Source organism: Actinoallomurus purpureus, from assembly GCF_024055795.1.
GTDB classification, from domain to species: Bacteria; Actinomycetota; Actinomycetes; order Streptosporangiales; family Streptosporangiaceae; genus Actinoallomurus; species Actinoallomurus purpureus.
In genome coordinates this window covers 300,782-322,983 of the sequence record NZ_JAMXMY010000008.1, presented here as the reverse complement: position 1 = coordinate 322,983, position 22,202 = coordinate 300,782, and the positions used below count along the sequence as shown (strand labels likewise).

The following is a 22,202-nucleotide window of genomic DNA, read 5'->3' as shown; positions in this document are numbered from 1 at the left end:
GCTCTCCCGCCTGCGGGGAAGGAGCGGTCCACGCCTCCCGGATGACTCCGTTCCTGATCCAACCGCCGACGAGGACCTGATAGATGTCAGCACACGTTCCTACCCACCAGCGGGCGGAGCGCCCGCCGATGGACCGGGCCCTACTCGTCCTGCTGGCCGCGGTGATCGTCACCGGCGGCGCCTGCCTGTGGGCGACGGCCGCGGTCCCCGCCGCGGATCGAGGGTTCGTCGCCGCCTGCACCGGCGTCGCGGGGCTCGCCCTGTGCGCCGCGCTGGCCCTCGCCGCCTACGGATTCCAGGCCGCGCGCGTCCTCCGCGAGCGCATCGCCACGATGGAATCGGAGATCGCCCGGCTCGCCGACGCGACGCTGCCCGCCGTGGTGAAGCGGCTGCGCGACGGCGCGTCCGCCGACACGGCCATGTCATCGGTCGAGCAGCCCGCCGACGCCGTGCACCGGCGGATCCTCCGCATCCTCGTCGACGAGGTCGCCCGGGGAGAGCGCATGCGCGCGGCCGCGATGTCCGCCTGCGCGAACGCGGCGGGACGCGTCCAGGCCCTGACCACGAGCATGCTCGCCGACCTGCGCGAGATGGAGAACCGCCACGACGAGGAGGTCCTCGGCGACCTGCTCAAGCTCGACCACGCCACCGCCCAGGCGGGCCGCCTCGCCGACAGCATCGCCGTGCTGACCGGCGCCCGCTCCGGCCGACGCTGGACCAAGCCGATCGTGATGGAGAGCATCCTGCGCGGTGCCGTCGGCCGGATCAGCGCCTACCAGCGGGTCCGCGTCCACTCCACCAGCACCGACGCGGTCGCGGGCTACGCGGCCGAAGGGGTCATGCACGCCCTGGCCGAACTGATGGACAACGCGACGAGTTTCTCCCCGCCCTCGGAAGAGGTGCACGTGTACGTCGAAGAGGTGTACGCGGGCGTCGTGGTCACGATCGAGGACGGCGGCCTGGCCATGAGCGCCGCCGCGCTGGAGCGCGCGGAGCGGGCCGTGTCGTCGGAGTCACTGGACCTGACGTCGCTGTCCGGCACCCGTCTCGGCCTCGCGGTGGTGGGCGCCCTCGCGCGTAAACACGGCCTCACCGTCTCCTTCCGGCCGTCCTCCCGCGGCGGCACCGGAGTGGTGGTCATGATCCCGCGGCAGCTCATCACGCAGGTGGCGCCGTCGATCGCCGACAGCGCGTCGCGGATGCTCGCCGGGGGAGCCCGCCGTATCGGGGCCGTGGCCACCCGCGCCGGAGCCGACACCGCGACCGCCACGGGCGGCTTCGTGCTGTCCGAGCCGGTCGCCGCCGTCGCCACGCCGGCGGACGTCTCCGCCCCGGCCGTGGCGCCCGACGAGAGCGTGGTGGCCGACCGGGACACCGACCCGCCGACGGGACCGTTCGCCGCCCCCGAGGTCGAGAGCGAGGGAGAGAACAACACGACCCGCGACGACATGATCGCCGGAATGCCCAAGCGCCGCAGAGGCCAGACGCTCGCGGCGGCGTCGTCGTCCTCCGCGCCCGGCACGCCGGAGGCGCCGAAGCCCCGATCCGTGAAGCCCGCGTCAGACCCTGGAGCGAGGTTCAGCGCCTTCCATGAGGCCGGTCGCCGCAAGCGCACGAGCGATGAGGCACCCGCACCCGAGATCGATGAGAGCTGAATGTTCGGCTCGCCCTGCCAAGCCGGAATGACACGACAAGAGATTGGAGGCAGGGGACGAATCTCCGGCGCCCGCGCCCGGATCACCGCCCCGCACAACCTATGAAGACCACAGATCGCGACCTCGACTGGCTGCTGGAGAACCTCCTCGAGAGGACGCCGGACAGCCGGCACGCCATCGTCCTGTCCAAGGACGGCCTGAAGCTCTGCCACACGTACGGGCTGAGCGTCGACCAGGCCGACCAGCTGTCCGCCATCGCCTCGGGCATCCAGAGCCTGTCCTACGGCGCCTCCGCGGAGTTCGGCGACGGCTCCGGTGGCCTCCGCCAGTCCATGACCGAGTTCCACGGCGGGCTGCTGTTCATCGTCGAGGCCGGGGAGGGCGCCCACCTGGCCCTCATCGCGAGCGAGGACGCCGACGTCGGCGTGATCGGCCACAACATGCACGAGCTGGTCGAGCAGCTCGGCGAGTACCTGGTCGCCCAGCCCCGCCTGCCGCAGAAGGGCAGCGTCGCACGATGACGTCCCGGTCAGTCGACAGAGAGGACCCGGACCGGCTGTACATCGTCACCGGCGGACGCAGCCGGGTCGATGAGAGCTCGATCGACCTCGTCTCACTGATCGTCAGCGAGTGCGACCCTACGCCGGGCATGCAGTCCGAGCACGTGAAGATCCTCCGCATGTGCACGAACCCGATGGCGGTCGTGGAGATCTCCGCGGAGCTCGGGCTGCCGGTCAGCGTCGTGAAGATCCTGCTCTGCGACCTGCTCGACACCGGCCGAATCACCGCACGTCACCCGTCCGCGGCTCCCGCCAAGACCAAACTCCCCGATCCCGCCATCCTGAAGCAGGTGCTCCTTGGACTTGAAAAGCTCTGACCGGGTCACCAGTACGCCGCTGCGGAGCACCGCCAGCAACGGACTCAAGATCGTCATCGTCGGTGGCTTCGGCGTGGGCAAGACGACCATGGTCCGGTCGGTCAGCGAGATCCGCCCGCTCAGCACCGAAGAGGTGATGACGCGGGCCGGCGTCGGGATCGACGACGCGGGCGGCGTGCAGGACAAGACCACCACGACGGTGGCCTTCGACTTCGGCCGGATCAGCCTGAACGACCAGATGGTGCTGTACCTGTTCGGTGCCCCGGGTCAGCAGCGGTTCTGGTTCCTGTGGGACCGGCTTTTCGCCGGCACCCTCGGAGCGGTCGTGCTCGTGGACACCCGGCGCGTTCAGGACTCCTGGTACGCCATCGACCGTCTCGAGCACCACGGGATGCCGTTCATCGTCGCCCGTAACGACTTCGGCGGTCCGGCGCACAGCCTCGAGGACATCCGGCAGGCGCTGGACCTGTCCGAGGACATCCCGCTGATCGAGTGCGACGCCCGCGAGCGCGATTCGAGCAAGAAGGTGCTGATCACGCTCGTGAACCACCTGTACTCCCTGTCCACCGCGCAGGAAGGCGCCCGATGACCGGGCCGTCGTCGTTCCAGGCGTCGCTCTGGAGCGTTCCCGGCCCGTGTCTTCCGCCTGCGGCGCGAGAAGGCATCCGATGACTCAGCAACACCCCGAACCCGTGCCGCCGGTGCTCGCCGAGCATCCGGACGCCGTCCCGCTGTACGGCCCGCGCTACCGGGAGAACCCGGCCGAGATCTTCCGTGAGTTGCGGCGGACGCACGGTCCCGTCGTGCCGGTGCTGCTCGAAGGCGACGTTTTCGCGTGGCTGGTGATCGGATACCGGGAGCTGCACGAGCTCATGAGCGATTCGCAGCTGTTCGCCCGGGACTCGCGCATCTGGAACCAGTGGCCCAACATCCCGCCCGACTGGCCGCTCATGACGTTCGTCGCCTACCAGCCGTCGATCCTGTTCGGTGAGGGCCCCGACCATCAGCGCCGGGTCGACGCGATGAGCGGCGCCCTCTCCGAAGTGGACCAGTTCGAGTTGCGCGCCCGGTGCGAGGAGATCGCCGACGCGCTGATCGACGGCTTCGCCGGCAGCGGCGCGGCCGAGCTCATGACGCAGTACGTCTACTCGATCCCGGTGATGACCGTCGCCTGGATGATGGGCATCTCGACGTCGGAGATCGATGGCGTCGCCCGGGACGCCGTCGCCGCGCTCGATGGCGGCGAGGGAGCCGCGGCGGCCTACGGGCGGCTCGCCGCCACGATGCAGAATCTGCTGGCGGCCAAGCGCGCGGAGCCGGGCCCGGACGTCACCTCCCGGATGCTGGCCCACCCGGCGGCCCTCACCGACGAGGAACTCGCCGCGGACCTGCTCCTCGTGGCGATGGGCGGACAGGAACCGACGGCGCACTGGATCGGCAACACGCTGCACCTGATGCTGACCGACGACCGGTTCTCCCTCACCCTCTCCGGCGGACGCCGCAGTGTCGGGCAGGCGCTCAACGAGGTGCTGTGGGAGAACGCGCCGGTGCAGGCCGGCCTCGGCCGCTGGGCCACCCGGGACACGCAGCTCGGCGGCCGGCGCATCCAGGCCGGTGACGCGCTCCTCCTCGGCCTGGCCGGTGCGAACGCCGACCCGTACGTGCGGCCCGCATCGGGCGCGCCGGTCAACAACGCGCACATGTCCTTCGCCCACGGCAGTCACGGGTGTCCACATCCGGCCCCCGAGATCGCGGAGGTGATCGCCCGTACCGCCGTGGAGGTGCTCCTCGACCGCATTCCGGACGTGGCCCTCGCGGTGCCTGCCGACGAACTGACCTGGCGCTCGTCCTTCCAGATGCGAGGACTGCTCACCTTGCCGGTGAAGTTCTCCCCGGCGTCCATCGCCGGTTCATGATCCGTGGCATCCTCAGTGCGCGGCGCCGGGCCTTGAACGACGAATCCGGCCCGGCGCCCGGAACTGGATGACCCGTCCTCCATTGCCCCGGGAAGGCACCCATGACCCATACCGAGCCGACCGCCGACGCGACGCCCTCGCCCGCAGGGCCTCCGTCTCCGATCCCTCCGGACTCGGTCCCCCTGTACGGTCCGCGTTACCAGGAGAACCCCGCCCAGCTGTATCGGGAGCTGCGGCGGACGTACGGTCCCGTCGTGCCGGCGCTGCTGGAAGGCGACGTGCCGGCATGGCTGGTGATCGGATACCGGGAGCTGCACCAGCTCTTCAGCGATCCCCAGCTGTTCGCCCGCGACCCGCGCATCTGGAACCAGTGGCCGAACATCGCGCCCGACTGGCCGCTCATCCAGTACACCGCCTACCAGCCATCGGTGCTGTTCGGCGAGGGTCCCGAACACCAGCGCCGGGTCGCCGCCATCAGCGACGCCCTCTCCGGCGTCGACCAGTTCGAGCTGCGAACCCGGTGCGAGGAGATCGCCGACACGCTGATCGACGGCTTCGCCGGCAGCGGCGAGGCCGAGCTCATGACGCAGTACGTCTACTCGATCCCGGTCATGGCCATCGCCGGGATCATCGGCATCCCCATCGCCGACGTCGGGGACACCGCACGGGACCTGGTCACGTCTCTCGACGGCGGGGAGGAGGCCATTCCGGCCTACCAGAGAGTCGCCGCCAGGATGGGGGCGCTCGTGGCGGCGAAGCGCGCGGATCCGGGCCCGGACGTCACCTCCCGGATGCTGGCCCACCCGGCGGCCCTCACCGACGAAGAGCTCTTGTTCGACGTGATCCTCCTGACGCTGGCGGCTCAGGAACCGACGGCCAACTGGATCGGCAACACCCTCCAGCTGATGCTGACCGACGACCGGTTCTCCCTCACCCTCTCCGGCGGCCGCCAGAGCGTCAGCCAGGCGCTCAACGAGGTGATGTGGGAGAACATCCCGGTGCAGAACAGCCTCGGTCGCTGGGCCACCCGCGACACGGAGCTGGGCGGGCGGCACATCCGGGCCGGTGACGCCCTCCTCCTCGGCCTGGCCGGGGCGAACGCCGACCCGTACGTCCGGCCCGCCACGGGCGCGCCGGCCAACAACGCGCACCTGTCCTTCGCGCACGGCAGCCACGGATGCCCGTACCCGGCGCCGGAGCTCGCGGAGGTGATCGCCCGTACCGCCGTGGAGGTGCTCCTCGACCGGATCCCGGACGCGACCCTCGCGGTGTACCCCGATGAGCTGACCTGGCGGTCGTCGTTCCAGATCCGGGGTCTGATCTCGCTGCCCGTCAAGTTCTCCCCGACAGCCATCGCCAGGTAGTGATCTCTATCCGGCACCGCCGGGGCAGGGTGCCGCGCGCCCGAGGTCGTGCCTTCGAGCGGCGGCATGCCCCGCGGTCGGTGACCCCGGGCGCGACGGCGTGTCGCCGCGCCCGGGGTCACGCCGGGGCGAGCGGGATGCGCAGGGCGACACTGCCGCGCAGGTCGAGCCAGGCGGCCGTCGGCGTGCGGACCACGCGCAGGACCACCTCCTCGCAGCCGGGGCAGCGGGCGACCAGCCCCGGCGCGTGGGTGTAGACGCGCAGGCCCGCCACCGGGCCCGTACGCCCGCAGCCCGCGCAGCGGGTGTCCGCTGTCGTGACGTCGAAGGTGAAGATCTCGCTCAGCGGGCCGGCCAGCGCGTTGCCGTCCTCGTAATCATCGATCACATCAGCCTCCAGTCGGGCCGAACCGCTCCGTCTTGATCTTTCGCGCGTCATGGCCGAGGGACAGGAGGATGTCGGCGGCCGTCTCGACGAATCCGGTCGGCCCGCAGACGAAGCAGTCCGGCGCGAAGTCGGCGGGCCACCCTCCGGAGTTCAGGTCCGCGACGGCGAGCCGACCGGGCGGGCGGGACGAGCCCTCGGGCACCGCCCGGGTATAGACGTAGGCGACGTCGAGGCCCGGGTCGGGGCGGCGCAGCTCCGCCGCGTAGTACCGGTCGGCGGGCGTCCGCACCGAGTAGACGAGGCGGAACGGCGTACGGCTGCCGGCCTGGCGGCGGGCGCGGGCCATCGCCATCAGCGGCACGACGCCCGAGCCGCCCGCGACGAGGAGCACCGGCGCGGTGTCGGCGGGCCGCCAGACGAACCACCCGCCGACGGGCCCGCGGATCTCCACGGGGTCGCCGACGGACAGCCCCTCGGTCAGGTACGAGGAGACCTCGCCGTCGGGGACGTCCTGCACGGTCAGCTCGACGCGATCACCGTCCGCCGGCGCGGCGATCGAGTAGCTGCGCTGGGTGCTGTAGCCGTCGTCGGCGGTGAGCCGCACGTCGACGTGCTGACCGGCCAGGTGGCCCGGCCACCCCGGTACGTCGAAGACCAGGGTGCGTGCCGTCGCCGTCTCCGCCCGCGTGTCGGTGAGCCGGGCGACCCGCCAGCTCAGTCGCCCTGGTACCGCTGCTCGCGCCATGGGTCTCCGTAGTCGTGGTAGCCGGCGGTCTCCCAGAAGCCCGGCTCGTCCTCGTCCATCAGCCGGATGCCGCGCACCCACTTGGCGGACTTCCAGAAGTACAGGTGCGGAACGAGCAGCCGCGCCGGGCCGCCGTGCTCGGGTGCCAGGTCCTCACCGTCGAATCGGTAGGCGATCCACGCCTGGCCGTCGAGGAGGTCCTCCAGCGGCAGGTTGGTGGTGTAGCCGCCGTAGGAGTGGACGAGGGCGTAGTCGGCCGCCGTGTCGACGTCGGCCAGCAGGGTGTCGAGCGACACGCCCTCCCATGAGGTGCCGAGCTTGGACCACTTGGTGACGCAGTGGATGTCGACCGTCGGCGTCTCGCCGGGCAGGTCCAGCAGCTCCCGCCAACTCCAGCGGTGCTCCTGCCCCGTCTCGGTCGTGACCGTGAACTCCCAGTCCTCCGGCCGGATCCTCGGCGTCGGACCGGCCGACAGGACGGGGAAGTCCTCGGTGAGGTACTGGCCGGGAGGCAGCTTCACGCCCGCGCCTCGCCGCCGGCCGTGAAACCCCGGCGACACGATGCCCATCGCCCCTCTCCTTTCGTCCGTTCTTGGGCTGCCATACCCGTTTCATTCGGTGGCCTACGTCCTGGGGTGACCGCCGTGTCGCTCGTTCATGACCGGTCATCCTCGCTCATCCGGTCTTATGGAGATTAAAACACCGCTAACCTGCTCGCGTGAGTGGTCGACATCGGGATAAAAGGGGCAAAATACTCACGGTCGCCGACCGGCGACTGTGGGCGCTGACAGCGCGCCCTCCGCGCCGGCGAATGGTGCTCGTCAGCGGGATTCTTGCCGCGTTCGCCCTGTTCATCGGTGGAACGGTCACCCTCCTCCTGGGCGGCGGGTCGAACGGGCGGGCGGCCGGTGGAGAGCCGTCCGCACCATACGCCTCCAGCGGATCGCCGAGGGTCAGGTCCTCATTGCGCGAGCAGACCCCGGTTCCGGCCGTTCGGACAGCGGCCGGTCCCTCGGCGAGCGGGCAGCCGTCCTCGGCGCGCACCGCCCCCGGCGGGACGCCGGCCACCGCCTCCGTGTCGTCGCCCGGTTCCGACTGCCCGCCGGGGCTTCGCAAATCGCCGGAGAAGTGCAAGACGCGCATGCGTCGCTGAACGCCGGCGAGGAGGCGGCTCGACGCCTCTCCCCGCCGCCGGCCGTGGAACCTCTGCGCCTACGGCCTACGCCGTCAGCGCCACCGCCGCCTCGCCGGTGTAGGCGAGGAAGGTGAGGGTCTCCTGGAAGTACAGCTGGATCGTGTCCGCGTCGTGGGACAGGTAGCCGATGGACAGATCCTGGCCGATGCGCAGCTCGAAGTCGCCGCCGCGGGTCGACAGCAGGAACGCCCCGTCGATCGCCGGGGCCCAGATGATCTCACCGTCCAGCACGCGGGCGATGTGCTCGTGGATCGGGTAGCCGTGGTCGGCGGTCTCGTTCACGGCGGTGTAGGCGTCGGCGCTCAGCACCAGCGCGTACGGGCCACCGACGCCCGCGAGACGCAGGGCGGTCACGGCCTGGCTGACGGCGTTGGGATAGTCGCGCACGTCGGCCGGCAGGGACAGCGCCGGGTTGGAGGAGTTCGCGCGGATGCCGGCGATGCCGCCCGCGGTGTAGCCCTCGAAGATCGCGTGGTCCTCGGCGAACGCCATTCGCCGGGCCGCGTCCTTCACCGGCTGCCAGTCGGCGTCCCTGGCCCCGCGTTCGACGTCGTCGACCTGCCGCCGGTCCACGGTGAACGGCACCCGCAGCTCGACGATCGGCTGTGACCGCCGGGTGTGCGCGACGATGCCGTCGGCGGGGGCGGAGATCGGGTCCAGGCGCCCGGTCGCGACCGAGGACAGCTCGAGCCCGCCGGGCTCCGGGACGTCGACGACGCGGCGGCCGGCCACGTGGCGCTCGAACGTCCGCCGCGCCTCGTCCTCCAGGTCGGCCCACGCGGCGGCGGAGATGGGCGCGAGTTCACGGTGCAGGTTGTTCAACGCGTGCTCCTGTTCAGGCCGCCGATCCCCAGGGAACCGTCGGACGGGGTCTCCGGCTTGGCGGTGGTTCTGTCGGACGCCGTGCCCGCCGCGATCACGGCGGTGTCGATCCCGAGGACGTCCGTCGCGGCGGCGGGTTCGGTGGCGGGAGAGTCTTCGAGGAAGTCGGCGGTCGGCACGAAGAAGAGCGTTCCGGTCACCGGCGTCGAGAAGTCGAGGATCCGGTCGTGGTTGCCCGGCGGGTCGCCGACGAACATGTTCTCCAGCATCTTCTCGGTGACCGCCGGCGTCCGGGCGTAGCCGATGAAGTAGGTGCCGAACTCGCCGCGGCCGACGTTGCCGAAGGGCATGTTGTCGCGCAGGATCTGGCGCTCGGTGCCGTCCGGGTCGGTGATCGTCGTCAGCGCGACGTGGGAGTTGCTCGGCTTGACGGCGTCGTCCAGCTCGATGTTCTCCAGCTTCGTACGGCCGACGATCCGTTCCTGGGCGTCCACCGGCAGAGCGTTCCACGCCTCCATGTCGTGCAGGTACTTCTGCACGATCACGTAGCTGCCGCCGGCGAAGTCCGGGTCCTCGTCCCCGATGAGGACCGCCGCGCTCGCCGCCGGGCCCACCGGGTTCTCGGTGCCGTCGACGAAACCGAGCAGGTCGCGGAGGTCGAAGTACATGAACCCCTGCACCTCGTCCCGCACCGTGACGGCCCCGCGCAGTCGGTTCATGATCTGGGTGGCCAGTTCGAAGCACAGGTCGAGCTTCCCGGCGCGGATGTGGAAGAGCAGGTCGCCTGGGGTGGCCACCGCGCGGTGGACGGCCCCGGAAACCTCACGGAACGGGTGCAGTTCGGCCGGGCGCGGTCCGCCGAACAGCCGGTCCCAGGCGTCCGACCCGATGCCGGCGACACAGCTCAGCCTGCCGTCCGGCACCCGGAAGCCGACCGAACGCGTCAGCCCCGCCAGGTCGGCCAGCAGCTCGCGGGCGACGGGCTCGCCGCCCGGGTCGACCGTGATCACGAGGAAGACGGCAGCGGTCGTCAGCGGACTCAGCATCGGCTGCGGGGTCCGGCTCTGCGTCGTCTCCGCCATCGCGCGACCCTTCTTCATAGGGAATCGGGGCAAGACTGCCATGCCGGGTGCCTCCCGTTATGCGCGGGGTGCACTTTTTCCGCGGCACGGTCGTGCCGCTCCTCGGCGCAGGGAACCTCGCGGAGACGGCCACGGCCGGGGCGCTCTTCGGGCCCCGGACGCGTCGGCGGCGTTCCTGCCGGGGATGTGCCGATTCGATCTTGTGGGGGGCCGAACCCCGCTACTCTGCCCGCGTGAGTGGTCGACATCGGGATGGGGCGCGCAAATCGCGTACGGCCGGCGCTGGGCAAGCGCCGGCATCGGCGTCGCGCGCACATCTCGGTGGGATCCTCCTCGGCGGCGGGCTTCTCGTCGCTCTTACCCTGGTCATCGCGGGTGCGGTCATTCTCTTCCGTCATGACGGCGGCCCGAAAGGCGATGGGGCGGGGGCGGCGCCGTCCGCGATGTCGTCCATGTCATCCGACCCGTCCGCGTCGCCCGCGCCGTCCGTGTCGCCCGTGTCGAGCAAGGCGCCACGGGCCAAGCCGCCCCGGAATGACCGAAACCGGCCACCGGACGTCCGGAGGACGTCGACACGGCCCGGTTCCCCGGTGACCAGGCGGCCGCCGTCGACACACGCCCCCGTCACGAGACCGCCCGGAGTCTCACCGTCGCCGTCCCACTGCGTACTCCTCACGTGCGACCCGAACCCGTATTACTGAAGCCCGTCGCCAGGCGCCGCGGGCGTGCCGGCTCATCGGCACGTCACCGGTCTCCGCGGTCGGCCGGCCCTCGATCGGCGCGCCGAGCGCGTCGCCGATGGCGCCCCCGGCAGGCATCCCAGCAGGCGGTCCGGATCGGGGAAGGCCACGCGCTCTGCCACCCGGTCAGTCTGCCAGAGACCTGATCCGGACTCGGATGAGGCGGGTCCTTCGGTTACGGCTACTCGGAGCGCCCCGTGTCGCTACTCTGCTCCCGTGAATGGCCTAAACGCGGACGCAACGGACACCCCCCGGGCGACCGTCGTCAGCCGTCTGTGGGGTTGGTTCGAGCTGTTGCCGTTCCGTCGTGGTGTGACGCTCCTCGCCCTCCTCATCGTCGTGCCGGCCCTCCTCGTCGGCGGTCTCCTCATCGTCCGCGGTGGTGGGAACGGCGACCCGCCGCGCAGCCAGGCGGTCGCCGCGACACCGTCGGTACGGGACCACGACTCGGGCACCGTCGAGCGGGCGGAGCGGACCTGGGGCAAGATCGTCGCGTCCCACAGTGCCCAGGCCACCCCGAAGTCCGGCGCCACGGCGTCCGCGTCCCCCCGTGCGACGCCGAGCACGAGCTCTCGACCCCGCCGGACCCCCATCCCGTCCTCCTCGGGCACCAAGTGCCCGCCGGAACTGAAGAAATGGCCGTGGATGTGGGACCTGTGCAAACATCGGCACGGCGGCCACGGACGCCCCTGAGGTCACGATGACAGCACGGAGCACCTCGTCACCTGTAGTACCGTCGACCCGCCGCACATAGTTCGCCAGTCCCCCGGAGGATCTCCGCGTGCCAAGCACTCGGTCAGCGGCTCTGATCGCGGCGATCACGGCGGTCGTGCTCTCCCTGACGTCCGGCGCCGCGAATCAGTCATCAGCCGCCCAGTCACCGTCGGCCGACAACGTCAAGGCCCTTCGCAAACAGGCCGACAAGGCCAAGAACGAGCTGTCCAAGGCCACCAAGGCCTGGGAGGCCCGCAAGAAGCAGCTCGATGCCTCCGAGGCCAAGCTCAAGGCCACCCTCGCCGACCTCGGCGCCGCCAACGCCGAACTGAACAAGATCCGTGAGCCGCTGGCCCAGCTGGCCGCAAGCGCGTACAAGCAGCCCGGCATCACCGGCGTGCCCTCCCTGATCGGCGGCAGCGACCCCGATCAGGCGCTGGCGGCGGCGACCGACCTGACGATGCTCACCAACGACCAGAAGGCCCTCATCGACAAGGCGGGCCGCCTGCAGAAGGAGCGCGAGCAGCTGGCCGCGTCGGCGCAGGAACTGCAGTCGAACAACGCCGTCGAGGAGGCGAAGCTGCAGCAGGAGATGAACGCGCTCAAGGACCGCGCCGCGCGCATCACCGCCCAGCTGACCGCCACCCTCAAGAAGCTGGACCCCAGCACCCGCCTGCAGCTCACCTGTCTGAAGACCCTGGTCCCCGAGGCGCGGAAGTACCCCAACGGGCTCATCCCCGCGCGGTACCTCTGCCCCCTGCCGCAGAGCGGCCGGATGCTCCGTGCCGACGCCGCCCTGGCCTTCTACAAGCTGAACACCGCCTACAAGCAGCGGTTCGGTGCCCAGATGTGCCTCACCGACTCCTACCGCCCGCTGGCCGAGCAGCAGCGGATCTACGCCAACCGGCCCGGCATGGCGGCCGTGCCGGGGCACAGCAACCACGGCTGGGGCACCGCCGTCGACCTGTGCGGCGGCGTGCAGAGCCAGGGCTCCGCGCAGTTCAACTGGCTCCAGGCCAACTCGAAGAAGTACGAGTTCTTCCACCCGTCGTGGGCCTACAGCAGCCCCTTCGAGCCCTGGCACTGGGAGTACACCAAGGAGAACACCCCCGACGCCAGCGACTGAGTCGGTGTTGCCGCTTTGCCGTCGCCGTGGACGGGGCGATGCCTGTTTTATCTGCCTTTGCGCGTCAAGGCCGGCGGCAAGGTCACTGTCGGCGGCCGCCGCCATCTGACGAGATCAACCGTCGAGCCGGCGGTCGCGAATTCTCGTGTCAACCGACGATCGCGACCGACAGGCGGGAGTCGACGGCGGCGCGGGCGATGGCCGCCGCCTGGGTGCGGTCCGTGCGCAGTACGACCAGCGCGCCGTCGTCGGTCTCGGGGCCGGGCCGGGGCACCGCCACGACGGGCACTCCGGCCGCGACCGTGCGCGCCGGCACCGGGCCCTCGGCGCGGGCGGCGAGGACGTCGACGCGGTCGCCCGCGTGCAGCAGCCGCACGACGGCGGCGTCGGCGAGCCGCACCGGGGTGGCCACCGTGCCGGGGTCCGCGTCGTCCAGCAGTGTGCGGCCGCGCAGCCGTACGTCGGTCAGCGGCTCGCCCCGGCGGACCGGCCCGGCCAGGGTGCGCCCGGCCGCCCGGCGGACGGCGCCGTCGGGCACGGCGCGGGCGGGCAGGGTGCGCGTGCCGACGTCGGCGGCGCGCAGCGTCGCCCCGCCGGGCAGGTCGCGGGCGGCGACGAGGACCGGCGATCCGCGCGGGTGGGGCCGTGCGGCGGCCAGGCCGAACGCCGCCGCCCCGGCCGCGAGCACGGCGGCGAGCAGGCGGCGATGCCGGCTCAGCAACGCCCTCATCGGCGTCGCGGCGCGCATGCCCCGGCCCGCAGGTCCGCTGGGCGCCGCCTCCCCGACCGGGCGCAGGCCAGGACCGCGGCGGCTCCATGGGAGAGGCGGGTCGGTGGAAGGCTCACGGCGGCGCGGGGGCGGCCGGGCCGCAGGGCGGGGGCGGTCACGGAAGCTCGATGGGGACCTCGAGCCCGTCGAGGGCGTGCGGGCAGGGGCAGTCGCGCTCGGCGGGCAGCGCGCCGACGATGCCGATGACGAGGTCGCGCAGCCGCTCGACGTTCTCGGCGAAGACGCGGAGCACCTCCTCGTGGGTCACGCCGGCTCCCTCCTCGACCCCGGCGTCGAGGTCGGTGACGAGGCAGGCCGGGACGTAGCAGAGGGCGAGCTCGCGGGCGAGGATCGCCTCGGGGTGGCCGGTCATGCCGACGAGGGTCCAGCCCTGCCCGGCGAACCAGCGGGACTCGGCGCGCGTCGAGAAGCGCGGCCCCTCGATGATGACGAGCGTGCCGCCGTCGACCGGCCGCCAGCCCGCCTCCCGGGCGGTGTCCAGCGCGGTGCGGCGCCCGCGTGGGCAGTAGGGGTCGGCGAAGGAGACGTGCACGGCGCCGTCGTCGTAGTAGGTCTGCGCGCGGCCGCTGGTGCGGTCGACGAGCTGGTCGGGGACGGCGAGCGTGCCGGGGCCGTGCTCGGCGACCAGTGAGCCCACCGCGCTCGGGGCCACGACCTGCCGGACTCCGAGGGATCGCAGTGCCCAGAGGTTCGCCCGATAGGGGATCTTGTGCGGCGGGTAGCGGTGGTCGCGGCCGTGCCGGGGGAGGAACGCGACCCGGCGCCCGGCCACCGTCGTCAGGGCGATGGAGTCGCTGGGCGGGCCGTAGGGGGTGGCCACCTCGATCTCCTCGACGTCGTCGAGGAGGGAGTAGAAGCCGGACCCGCCGATCACGCCGATCTCTGCATGCATGAGCCGGACCCTAGTCGGCCGTAGCGACCCGCCGCGAGACCGCCCCCGACCCTGTGGACAACTCCCAGCCGACCGCCTGCGGGTGTGCTGCTCGACAGCCTGCCGATCCGGTCGCTGCTGGTCCCGACGCTGACGTACGACATCGGCAGGCGGGTCTGGTGGCCGGGCCGCCTGGCCTGGTACGAGGCGCCCGAGCCGGGCGAACGGCCGTTGTCCCGGGCCGTTCGCTGATCACATCGGATGGGCCCCCCGCGGACCGGGCGGGGAGCCCGTCACGCACGTCCTGTCGCAGGACGTGCTCGACGGCGCCCCGGTCAGGCGACCTTCTCGCCGGACGACCCGCTCGAAGAGCCGGATGAGGAGCCGGACGACGAGCCAGATGACGAGCCAGATGACGAGCCGGATGACGAGTCGGAGGAGGACGAGGACGTCGACTCCGTCTTCGCCTCGGCCGTGGCGGGCTCGCTCTTCTTCGCGGAGCCGCCGGCCGAGGCGGTCGAACCGCTGCGGCTGTCGGTGCGGTAGAAGCCCGAACCCCGGAAGACGATCGCGGCCGGGGAGAACACCTTGCGCAGACGCCCGCCGCATGCGGGGCATTCGGTCAGCGAGTCGTCGCTGAACTTCTGCACGACCTCCAGCGGCTCACCGCATTCGGTGCACGCGTACTGATACGTCGGCACGAGTTCCTCCTAGCTGTACACAGCCCTCGGGGACTGGCACTCTCACTCAGTGACTGCTAATGCTACCGGGCGTCCAATCATTCCCGCCGCACACGTTCACTGATCGCCTCGCTCGCCGTACCAGCCGGCCAGCTTCCCGCGCCTGCTGACGGCGCGCAACCGGCGTTCGGCCGCCGGGCGGGCGGCGCTCGTGGCCACGACCAGCAGCTCGTCGCCGGCGCGCAGGGCCGTGTCGGGGCCCGGTACGAAGCTCTCGCCCTCCCGTACGACGAGGGTGATCACCGCTCCCTCGGGCAGCCGCAGCTCGAAGATCTCCACGCCGTTGAGGCGGGAGTCCGGCGGGATCCGGATCTCCAGCAGGTCGGCGTGCAGCTCCTCCAGCGGTGCGGCCTCGATGTCGATCTCCCGGGCGCGCTCGGGGATGGTCACCTTGAGGATCCGGGCGAACGACGCCAGCGTCGGGCCCTGCAGCAGCGTGAAGACGACCACGATGATGAACACCTGCGCGAACAGCGCCCGCGCCCCGGTCACCCCCGCCGTCACCGGGATGGTGGCCAGCACGATCGGCACCGCGCCGCGCAGCCCGGCCCACGACAGGAACGCCTTCTCCCGCCAGTCGATCCCGAAGAACGGCGTGGCGACCAGCACCGACAGCGGCCGGGCCACCAGCACCAGCACGAACCCGGAGATCAACGCCGCTCCGATCTGCGCGGGCAGCTCCCGCGGCGAGGCCAGCAGGCCGAGCACGATGAACAGCCCGATCTGGGCGAGCCACGCGAGCCCCTCGGCGAACCCCCGCGTGGCCGGGCGGTGCGGCAGCGGGCTGTTGCCGAGCACGAGCGCCGACAGGTACGTCGCGAGGAACCCGCTGGCGTGCGCCATCGACGCCGCGCCGTACGCGCCGACGGTGAGCGACAGCACCGCGATCGGGTACAGGCCCGACGAGGGCAGCGCCGCCCGGCGCAGGGCGTACGCCCCGAACCTGCCGACGACCAGGCCGATCATCGCTCCGACGGCCAGCTCGTAGACCAGCTGACCCGCGATGAGCAGCGGCGTCGCGGCGTGCCCGGCGCTGAGGACGACGACGAGGATGACGACCGGCGCGTCGTTGAACCCCGACTCGGCCTCCAGGACACCGGTCAGGCGTTCGGGCAGCGGGAGCCGCCGCAGCACGGAGAAGACCGCGGCCGCGTCCGTCGGGGCGAGGACCGCGCCCAGCAGCAGGGCCAGGCGCCAGTCGATGCCGACGAGCCAGTGCGCCGCCGCCGCGACCACCACGATGCTGACCGCGGTGCCGGCGATGGACAGCGAGAGTGCCGCCGGTACGGACCCCCGTACGGCCGACCAGCGGGTGGTGAGCCCGCCTTCGGCCAGGATGAGGACCAGCGCCGCCAGGCCCAGCGTCTCGGCGACCAGCATGTCGTCGAAGCGGATGCCGAATCCCGACTCGCCGAGCAGCAGGCCGAGCGCGAGGTACAGGAGCAGGCTCGGCAGCCCGCTCCGATGCGCCAGGCGTACCGCCACGATCGCGGCGATGACCACGGCCGAGCCGAGCAGCAGCCACAGGTCGAGTTTCACCCACACCCCCTTGATCAGGACTTTCTCACAAGCTGTCACGTACGGTGAGCACGGCACCGCCGCCCGGGGGGCCGGGCGGCGTCTCGGGAGGACGCGACTAGCGGCGGCGGATCAGCGGGCCGAGGCCGTTGACGACGTTCGCCACCGGGCGGCCCTCGACGGCGGCCCGGATGTTGTCGATGACGGCCGTGATGATGTTCAGCTGCGACTGCCGGGTCGAACCGGCGGCGTGCGGGGACAGCAGGACGCTCTCGTGCCGCCGGAGCGGATGGTCGGCGGGCAACGGCTCCCGCTCGTACACGTCGAGCGCCGCCCCGCCCAGCCGGCCGCTCTCCAGCGCGGCGAGCACGGCGTCGTCCGGCGCGATGCCGCCGCGTGCGACGTTGACGAGGAACGCGCCCTCCGGCAGCAGCGCGAGCCGCGGGGAGTCCAGCAGCCCGACGGTCTCCGGCGTGCGCGGCAGGCAGACCACGAGGATGTCGGAGCCGGCCAGCAGATCGTCGAGCTCCCGGTAGACACCGGTGTCCCGGCGCCGTCGCGACCAGTACGCGACCTGGCAGCCGAAGGCCTCGAACAGCCGTGTCACCTCGGCGCCGATCGCGCCCATGCCGAGCACGCCGACGCGCCGGTTCGCCAGCTCGTCCGAGCCGCGCGCGGCCGTCTCCAGCTGCGGCCAGCCGCCCTCACGCATGCGCCGGTCGGCCCACGACAGCTGCCGGGACAGGTCCAGCGCGGCGCCCAGCGCCCACTCGGCCACCGACCGGGCGTTCGCGCCGGCGGTGTTGGCCACGGGCACCCCGGCGGCGGTCAGCGCGTCGACGTCGACGGTGTCCACCCCGACCGACGGCATCTGCACGAACGCCAGGTGCGGGGCGGCGGCCACGGCGGCGGCGTCGATCGCCAGCTCACCGGTGAAGTCGCCGATGACCAGGTCCGCGTCGGCCAGCTCCGCGTGCAGGGCGTCACGGCTCCGCTCGGCGGGCACGATGACGTCGGCGCCCAGCGGGTCGAAGACGTGATGGATCAGGTCCGCGCCGAGGGGCGGCAGGGCGAGCAGCCGCCGGCGGCCGCTCATGCGGCCTCCTTCGTCGGAGGAGTGACCGGGCGCGCCATGCTTATGATTCGCTCGCTCCGCTCACTCATGCGCCGGCTCCGGCGACGGCGAACCTGACGAGGCCGCCCGACGGCGTGACCGCCGCTCGTACGGGCCGGTCGTGCGGCTCGGCGGGCAGGGACGCGACCAGCTCGGTGTCGTACACCGGCGCGATCGTCAGGATCTGCGGTGCGACGCGGGCCAGAACCCGGTCGTACGAGCCGCCGCCGCGCCCGAGGCGCACGCCGGTGGACGACACCGCCAGCGCGGGGACGATCACCAGGTCGGCGCTGCGGACCGCCTCCGGGCCCCGCGCGGGCTCGGTGGGCTCCAGCAGGTCGTACCGGCCGGGGCGCAGCGACTCGGGGCCCTCGTAGGAGGCCCAGTCGAGGTCGCCGCCGGCCAGCAGCCGGGGGACGAGGACGTACGTGCCGCGCTTCCACAGCGCGAACAGCAGGCTCTGGGTGGCCGGCTCGGCGCCGATCGAGACGTACGCGGCGACCGTGCCGGCCATCTCCGCCTCGGGCAGCGTCAGCACGGTGTCGCGCAACAGCCGCCCGGCGGCGGTGCGTTCGTCCGGGGTGAGGCGGGCGCGGGCCGCCAGAAGGTCCGAACGCAGGGCCGTCTTGTCCTCGGTGATGTCACGCACGTCTCCATTGTCCCGTGAAAACGGTGTGAGATTCCCGTGAGGATGCGCGCCGCAGGGGGGACCGTCCGCTGAATGGCGGCGATCGGCGGTTAGGGTCGTGTCATGGCCGACCACGCATCCGTAACCAAGGCGGTCGTTCCCGCTGCCGGCCTTGGCACGCGCTTCCTGCCCGCCACCAAGGCGACACCCAAGGAAATGCTTCCCATCGTCGACAAGCCGGCGATCCAGTACGTCGTCGAGGAGGCCGTCACGGCCGGCCTCGACGACATCCTGTTGATCACCGGCCGGGGGAAGCGGCCGATCGAGGACCATTTCGACCGTGCGTACGAGCTGGAGGAGGCGCTGCGCGCCAAGGACGACCCCGAGCGGCTGGCCGCCGTCCGGGAGTCCAGCGAGCTCGCCGACGTGCACTACGTCCGCCAGGGCGAGCCCAAGGGGCTCGGGCACGCCGTGCACTGCGCCCGCCGGCACGTCGGTAACGAGCCGTTCGCCGTGCTGCTCGGCGACGACCTCATCGACGAGCGTGACCCGCTCCTGCAGCGGATGCTCGAGGTCCGGGAGACGTACGGTGGCAGCGTCGTGGCGCTGATGGAGGTCGAGCCCGAGCAGGTGTCGCTGTACGGCTGCGCCGCGATCCAGCCGACCGACGAGGAGGACGTGGTCCGCGTGACCGACCTCGTCGAGAAGCCGGTGCCGGGCGAGGCCCCGAGCCGGTGGATCGTCATCGGCCGCTACGTCTGCGACCCGGCCGTGTTCGACGTGCTGGAGAAGACCCCGCCGGGCCGCGGCGGCGAGATCCAGCTCACCGACGCGCTGCTCACCCTGGCCCAGCGGGACCCCTCCGAGGGCGGCCCGGTGCACGGCGTGCTCTTCCGCGGCCGCCGCTACGACACCGGCAACAAACTCGACTACCTGCGCACCGTGGTGCAGTTCGCGGCCGAGCGGTCCGAGCTGAGCGACGAGTTCCTGCCCTGGCTCCGTGAGTTCGTGGCGAAGCATGATGAAGCCGGTAGATGAGCATCTGGCGGACATCCTGGGGGCGATACGGGAGCTTCCGCCCCTGGAGCTGGCCCTGCCAGAGTCGTACGGCGGCGTCCTCGTCGAGCCGGTCACCGCGCCCGTCGACCTGCCGCCGTTCGACAACTCCGCCATGGACGGATACGCGGTGCTGGCCGCGGACGTCGCGGCCGCGACCGAGACATCACCCGTGACGCTGTCGGTCGTCGGCGACATCGCCGCCGGCGACCAGGGCGCGTACGGCATCGCGACGGGGCTGTGCGCCCGCATCATGACCGGTGCACCGCTGCCCGGCGGCGCGGACGCCATCGTCCCGGTCGAGTGGACCGACGGCGGCACCGCCAAGGTGACGATCCGCCGGTCCGCCGCCCCCGGCCACTACATCCGCCGCGCCGGAGAGGACGTCACCGCCGGGCAGACGGTCCTGCCGGCCGGCACCCGGCTCGGCCCGGCCCAGATCGGGATGCTCGCCGCGGTCGGCCGGGCCCGCGCCCTCGTGCGCCCCCGGCCCCGTGTCGCCGTGCTGTCGACCGGCAGCGAGCTCGTCGAGCCCGGCCGCCCGGTCGGACCCGGCCAGATCTGGGACTCCAACAGCTTCGCGCTGACCGCCGCGGTGACCGAGGCCGGCGGCGTCGGCTTCCGGCAGGGCACCGTCGGCGACGATCCTCGTCAGGTGCTCGCCACCATCGAGGATCAGCTCGCCTACGCCGACCTGATCATCACCTCGGGCGGCGTCAGCATGGGCGCCCGCGACGTCGTCAAGGAGGTGCTGTCGGGCGTGGGGACCATGCGGTTCGAGAAGGTCGCGATGCGGCCCGGCAAACCGCAGGGCTTCGGCCTGCTCGACGACCGCGTCCCCGTGTTCACGCTGCCCGGCAACCCGGTCAGCGCGTACGTCTCCTTCCAGGTCTTCGTGCGCCCGGCGCTGCGCGCGCTGCAGGGACTGCCGCCCGCGCCGCCGAGGACCGTACGGGCCCGCCTCACCGCGCCGATCACCTCCCCGGCGGGACTGCGCCACTACCTGCGCGCCGCCGTCTCGCTCGACGAGGGGGAGTACACGGTGACACCGGCGGGGGCACAGGGCTCCCACCAGGTGTTCGCGCTCGCGTCGTCGAACGCCCTCATCGTGGTCCCCGAAGACGTCACCGAACGCGCGGCGGGCGACCCCGTCGACGTACTGGAGCTATCGTGAGCGGCTTCTCCCACCTCGACGAGTCCGGTGCCGCCCGCATGGTGGACGTCTCCGCCAAGGAGGTCTCCGCGCGTACGGCCACCGCCACCGGCTTCGTGCGCCTGTCGGCGGAGTGCGTCGCCGCCCTGCGCGCGGGGAACGTCCCCAAGGGCGACGCGCTCGCCGTCGCCCGCATCGCCGGCATCCAGGCGGCCAAGCGCACCCCCGACCTCGTCCCGCTGTGCCACCCCATCGCCATCCACGGCGTCACCGTCGACCTCGCCGTCCACGACGACGGCGTGGCCATCTCCGCGCAGGTGCGCACCGCGGACCGTACGGGCGTGGAGATGGAGGCGCTGACCTGCGTGTCCGTCGCCGGCCTCGCCCTCATCGACATGGTCAAGGCGGTCGACCCCGCCGCCGTCATCACCGACGTGCGCGTCGAGGAGAAGACCGGTGGCAAGACCGGCGTCTGGCGGAGATCATGAGGATGGTCAGGGCCATGGCAGTGACCGTCTCGAACCGCGCCTTCGCCGGCGTCTACGAGGACACCTCGGGGCCGGTGCTCGTCGCCCTGCTGCAAGAGGCGGGCTGCCAGGTCGACGGCCCGGTCGTCGTCCCCGACGGCGAACCGGTGGAGGAGGTCCTGCGCGACGCCGTCGCCCAGGGCTACGACGCCGTCGTCACCAGCGGCGGCACCGGTCTCACCCCGACCGACCAGACTCCCGAGATGACCCGGCGCGTCATCGAACGCGAGATCCCCGGCATCGCCGAGGCCATCCGGCTCACCGGCCGCGACAAGGTCCCGGCCGCGATCCTCTCCCGTGGCCTGGCGGGCGTCGCCGGACGTACTCTCATCGTCAACCTGCCCGGCTCGACGGGCGGGGTGCGCGACGGCATGCTGGTGCTCGGCGAGGTGCTCGGACACGCCATCGACCAGATCGGCGGCGGCGACCATCCACGCACCCCCTGAACGAGGATGGCGTTCGACCCGTCGCCGGGGAATCATGGGAGTGTGGAACGCATGCGGGGTTGGCCGGCCAACCTGAACGAGGGGCCGGTCGGGCTGCGGCCCTTGCGGCTACGCGACGCGTCGACCTGGCGAGAGGTACGGATCCGCAACGCCGAATGGCTGCGGCCCTGGGAGCCCACCAACCCCGAGACCCCGCTGTTCCGCAGCGGCCTGGGCCCCTACCTCAGCATGGTGCAGACCATGCGCCGCGAGGCACGGCACGGCCTGGCCCTGCCGTGGGTCGTCACGTACGACGGGGCGTTCGCCGGCCAGCTCACCATCGGCGCCATCGTGTGGGGCTCCGCGCGGTCCGCGCAGATCGGCTACTGGGTCGACAAGGCCGTCGCCGGCCGGGGCGTCATGCCGACCGCCGTCGCCCTGGCGGTCGACCACGCCTTCTTCAACGTCGGCCTGCACCGCGTCGAGGCGAACATCCGCCCCGAGAACACCGCCAGCCGCCGCGTCGTCGACAAGCTCGGCTTCCGCGAGGAGGGCGTGCGCCGGCGTCACCTGCACATCGACGGGGCCTGGCGCGACCACATCTGCTACGCGCTGACGACCGAGGACGTCCCCGGCGGCCTGATGGCCCGGTGGCGCGCCAGCACCCGCCAGGCGTTCCCCCGCTGACGCCGTACGGGCCGATCGCCGGAGCCGGGCGAGGGCGCAGCGGATGCCGGAATGCGATTCTTTCGGAGC

25 protein-coding genes are annotated in these 22,202 nt (G+C 72.1%); 14 read left to right on the top strand and 11 right to left on the bottom strand.

Going from position 1 to position 22,202, the window contains the following annotated elements; translation table 11 throughout:
- Positions 1–83: 83 nt before the first annotated feature.
- The 6 genes from NE236_RS17755 (at position 84) to NE236_RS17730 (ending at position 5,812) form a co-directional block, all read left to right on the top strand.
- Complete coding sequence (locus tag NE236_RS17755; protein WP_252843107.1) at positions 84–1,655, top strand: ATP-binding protein; 1,572 nt, start codon at positions 84–86, stop codon at positions 1,653–1,655.
- 101 nt (positions 1,656–1,756) lie between these two features.
- Entirely contained in the window at positions 1,757–2,176 is a 420-nt protein-coding gene (locus NE236_RS17750; RefSeq protein ID WP_252843106.1) for a roadblock/LC7 domain-containing protein, read from the top strand.
- Entirely contained in the window at positions 2,173–2,532 is a 360-nt protein-coding gene (locus NE236_RS17745; protein ID WP_252843105.1) for a DUF742 domain-containing protein, read from the top strand. Before NE236_RS17750 ends, NE236_RS17745 begins: the two co-directional genes overlap by 4 nt.
- Positions 2,519–3,121 carry a GTP-binding protein gene (locus NE236_RS17740; RefSeq protein WP_252843104.1) on the top strand — a complete coding sequence of 201 codons (603 nt, stop codon included), beginning with the start codon at positions 2,519–2,521 and terminating at the stop codon, positions 3,119–3,121. Before NE236_RS17745 ends, NE236_RS17740 begins: the two co-directional genes overlap by 14 nt.
- Positions 3,122–3,200: 79 nt before the next feature.
- Complete coding sequence (locus tag NE236_RS17735; protein ID WP_252843103.1) at positions 3,201–4,448, top strand: cytochrome P450; 1,248 nt, start codon at positions 3,201–3,203, stop codon at positions 4,446–4,448.
- A 101-nt stretch (positions 4,449–4,549) separates the two neighbouring features.
- A complete protein-coding gene (locus NE236_RS17730; protein WP_252843102.1) occupies positions 4,550–5,812 on the top strand; it encodes a cytochrome P450 in 1,263 nt (420 codons plus the stop codon).
- Positions 5,813–5,930: 118 nt separating this feature from the next.
- Here NE236_RS17730 and NE236_RS17725 read toward each other — a convergent pair whose 3' ends face one another.
- The 5 genes from NE236_RS17725 to NE236_RS17705 all read right to left on the bottom strand — a co-directional run bounded on the left by NE236_RS17725 (position 5,931) and on the right by NE236_RS17705 (position 10,044).
- Positions 5,931–6,200: a DUF6510 family protein gene (locus tag NE236_RS17725; RefSeq protein ID WP_252843101.1), complete on the bottom strand. Its 270-nt coding sequence runs from the start codon at positions 6,198–6,200 to the stop codon at positions 5,931–5,933.
- Between the two features lies 1 nt (position 6,201).
- Positions 6,202–6,945, bottom strand: coding sequence for a ferredoxin reductase (locus tag NE236_RS17720; protein ID WP_252843100.1), 744 nt, complete (start codon positions 6,943–6,945; stop codon positions 6,202–6,204).
- Positions 6,915–7,514 (bottom strand): sulfite oxidase-like oxidoreductase, encoded by a 600-nt coding sequence (locus NE236_RS17715; protein WP_252843099.1) that lies wholly within the window; start codon positions 7,512–7,514, stop codon positions 6,915–6,917. The genes NE236_RS17720 and NE236_RS17715 overlap by 31 nt, the downstream gene beginning before the upstream one ends.
- Before the next feature lie 650 nt (positions 7,515–8,164).
- Complete coding sequence (locus NE236_RS17710; protein WP_252843098.1) at positions 8,165–8,962, bottom strand: family 1 encapsulin nanocompartment shell protein; 798 nt, start codon at positions 8,960–8,962, stop codon at positions 8,165–8,167.
- Entirely contained in the window at positions 8,959–10,044 is a 1,086-nt protein-coding gene (locus NE236_RS17705) for a Dyp-type peroxidase (RefSeq protein WP_252843097.1), read from the bottom strand. Before NE236_RS17705 ends, NE236_RS17710 begins: the two co-directional genes overlap by 4 nt.
- Before the next feature lie 956 nt (positions 10,045–11,000).
- Here NE236_RS17705 and NE236_RS17700 point away from each other — a divergent pair.
- Together NE236_RS17700 and NE236_RS44525 are read left to right on the top strand one after the other, a co-directional pair.
- Entirely contained in the window at positions 11,001–11,477 is a 477-nt protein-coding gene (locus tag NE236_RS17700; protein WP_252843096.1) for a hypothetical protein, read from the top strand.
- An 88-nt stretch (positions 11,478–11,565) separates the two neighbouring features.
- On the top strand, positions 11,566–12,624 hold the full coding sequence (locus NE236_RS44525) for a D-alanyl-D-alanine carboxypeptidase family protein (protein WP_252843095.1): 1,059 nt from the start codon (positions 11,566–11,568) through the stop codon (positions 12,622–12,624).
- Positions 12,625–12,772: 148 nt separating this feature from the next.
- Here NE236_RS44525 and NE236_RS17690 read toward each other — a convergent pair whose 3' ends face one another.
- Both NE236_RS17690 and NE236_RS17685 read right to left on the bottom strand, forming a co-directional pair.
- On the bottom strand, positions 12,773–13,372 hold the full coding sequence (locus NE236_RS17690; protein ID WP_252843094.1) for an SAF domain-containing protein: 600 nt from the start codon (positions 13,370–13,372) through the stop codon (positions 12,773–12,775).
- Between the two features lie 136 nt (positions 13,373–13,508).
- Entirely contained in the window at positions 13,509–14,306 is a 798-nt protein-coding gene (locus NE236_RS17685) for an S-methyl-5'-thioadenosine phosphorylase (RefSeq protein WP_252843093.1), read from the bottom strand.
- A gap of 84 nt (positions 14,307–14,390) precedes the next feature.
- On the opposite strand from NE236_RS17685, the gene NE236_RS17680 reads away from it, so the two are divergent.
- Entirely contained in the window at positions 14,391–14,537 is a 147-nt protein-coding gene (locus NE236_RS17680) for a hypothetical protein (protein WP_252843092.1), read from the top strand.
- Positions 14,538–14,620: 83 nt separating this feature from the next.
- Here the strand turns inward: NE236_RS17680 and NE236_RS17675 are convergent, their stop codons facing one another.
- The 4 genes from NE236_RS17675 to NE236_RS17660 all read right to left on the bottom strand — a co-directional run bounded on the left by NE236_RS17675 (position 14,621) and on the right by NE236_RS17660 (position 18,306).
- The gene (locus NE236_RS17675) at positions 14,621–14,986 is read right to left on the bottom strand and encodes an FmdB family zinc ribbon protein (protein ID WP_252843091.1); all 366 of its coding nucleotides are present in this window, start codon (positions 14,984–14,986) and stop codon (positions 14,621–14,623) included.
- 96 nt (positions 14,987–15,082) lie between these two features.
- Positions 15,083–16,564: a potassium/proton antiporter gene (locus NE236_RS17670; RefSeq protein ID WP_252843090.1), complete on the bottom strand. Its 1,482-nt coding sequence runs from the start codon at positions 16,562–16,564 to the stop codon at positions 15,083–15,085.
- Positions 16,565–16,661: 97 nt separating this feature from the next.
- Positions 16,662–17,639, bottom strand: coding sequence for an NAD(P)-dependent oxidoreductase (locus NE236_RS17665; protein ID WP_252843089.1), 978 nt, complete (start codon positions 17,637–17,639; stop codon positions 16,662–16,664).
- Between the two features lie 64 nt (positions 17,640–17,703).
- Entirely contained in the window at positions 17,704–18,306 is a 603-nt protein-coding gene (locus NE236_RS17660) for a 5-formyltetrahydrofolate cyclo-ligase (protein ID WP_252843088.1), read from the bottom strand.
- A gap of 102 nt (positions 18,307–18,408) precedes the next feature.
- Here NE236_RS17660 and galU point away from each other — a divergent pair, with 102 nt between their 5' ends.
- The 5 genes from galU to NE236_RS17635 are packed head-to-tail and all read left to right on the top strand — an operon-like array spanning position 18,409 to position 22,133.
- On the top strand, positions 18,409–19,323 hold the full coding sequence (galU, locus tag NE236_RS17655) for a UTP--glucose-1-phosphate uridylyltransferase GalU (RefSeq protein ID WP_252843087.1): 915 nt from the start codon (positions 18,409–18,411) through the stop codon (positions 19,321–19,323).
- Positions 19,307–20,515: a molybdotransferase-like divisome protein Glp gene (gene glp, locus NE236_RS17650; RefSeq protein WP_252843132.1), complete on the top strand. Its 1,209-nt coding sequence runs from the start codon at positions 19,307–19,309 to the stop codon at positions 20,513–20,515. The genes galU and glp overlap by 17 nt, the downstream gene beginning before the upstream one ends.
- Positions 20,512–20,982, top strand: coding sequence for a cyclic pyranopterin monophosphate synthase MoaC (gene moaC, locus NE236_RS17645; protein ID WP_308209112.1), 471 nt, complete (start codon positions 20,512–20,514; stop codon positions 20,980–20,982). The genes glp and moaC overlap by 4 nt, the downstream gene beginning before the upstream one ends.
- 2 nt (positions 20,983–20,984) lie before the next feature.
- A complete protein-coding gene (locus NE236_RS17640; RefSeq protein WP_372494375.1) occupies positions 20,985–21,467 on the top strand; it encodes a MogA/MoaB family molybdenum cofactor biosynthesis protein in 483 nt (160 codons plus the stop codon).
- Between the two features lie 51 nt (positions 21,468–21,518).
- Positions 21,519–22,133, top strand: coding sequence for a GNAT family N-acetyltransferase (locus NE236_RS17635; protein WP_252843130.1), 615 nt, complete (start codon positions 21,519–21,521; stop codon positions 22,131–22,133).
- The last annotated feature ends 69 nt before the right edge of the window (positions 22,134–22,202 follow it).